2 protein-coding genes are annotated in these 1,029 nt (G+C 53.3%); one reads left to right on the top strand and one right to left on the bottom strand.

Annotation, left to right across the window (positions count from 1 at the left end; all coding sequences use genetic code 11):
- Window positions 1-150 precede the first annotated feature (150 nt).
- On the top strand, window positions 151-690 hold the full coding sequence (locus KDK19_RS07965) for a hypothetical protein (protein WP_257291699.1): 540 nt from the start codon (window positions 151-153) through the stop codon (window positions 688-690).
- Here KDK19_RS07965 and KDK19_RS07960 read toward each other — a convergent pair.
- Window positions 611-1,029 (bottom strand): hypothetical protein (locus KDK19_RS07960; RefSeq protein WP_257291698.1); only part of this gene is annotated, 419 nt, incomplete at its 5' end. The two genes, KDK19_RS07965 and KDK19_RS07960, sit on opposite strands and share 80 nt — an antisense overlap.

Here is a 1,029-nt window from a genome sequence, read left to right as displayed (position 1 = left end):
GCCGGTGATAAGGGATTTCGCCCGCTGTACTCCGGTGGGTTGATGGTGGCGAACAAGTGGAAGCCCGGATGGGCGTCACCCGCAAGAATATCGTTCAATTCACCTTCCAGGTGCTGGCTGTCGATCAGATTCATCTCTGAAATAACCACGATGCCGCCATGCACTTTGGCTTCTGGTTGGCAGTTAGCTTTGTCATCGGGGCAGACCCGATCCGAAGCTATTCACGCTCTGGCCACTGATTGTTTTCACATGGCCAGGGCAGCAAATTCTGATGTGCAATGCATTGAATGCATAGCCAACCGCCTGTCTGAATCACTGGTATGGCAGGGTTCCGCTGATCAACCCTTGTCAGCACTGGCTGACGATCTTTATCACGGCCTGATGAATCAAAAAGATCGTGAAAGTCGCCGATTGTCCCGCCTCCATGACCGGTTGGCAGACTCACCCGTTATATTCCTGCAGGGAGAAACCGGCACCGGGAAAAGTTACTTTTCCGCCAGGATGGCAAAAGCCTCAGGGGAGGTTTCGGTGATTTCCCTTGGGCCTTCTGACAGCGAACAGACCCTGATGAAACGCTGGCAGTGGCAAAAACACGCCGATGGCGACCGCTCTATGGTGCAGCAAAACCGGATGCTGATGGAATGGGCCAAAACACCCAACTGCAGATATCCGTTAAATCCCTGGGGGTAAACTCATGCTCCGGTAACAGTTCCTGATAATATTGCCAGAGTGTCATCACACTTTCGGACGCACTGTGTGCAATGTCGTTTATTTGAGGCTCCGGCAGGTGCCGTTGTAGCTGTCTGACCAGAGCCGGTTCAACCACCATGTCTCGAAGAAATGCCTGATCCAGACGAGGGTAATAAGCTCTGGGCAGTTTCTCTTTCAGGGCCGGGTCCAGCTGGCGTCCGGCGTAATGATCCGGGTTACCGGTGAGAATCACCCGGTGTTTTGAGCTGACCTTGACAGGATGACCATTCACATAGATGCAGGGTTCCGGTTCCCATAAGCCGTTTAATGACGCCAGCA

Origin of the sequence: Endozoicomonas sp. ONNA1, assembly GCF_024606325.1 — a bacterium.
In the GTDB taxonomy this organism is placed as follows: domain Bacteria; phylum Pseudomonadota; class Gammaproteobacteria; order Pseudomonadales; family Endozoicomonadaceae; genus Endozoicomonas_A.
The sequence above is the reverse complement of the archived record's forward strand: the minus strand, read 5'-3'. Positions and strand labels throughout refer to the sequence as shown.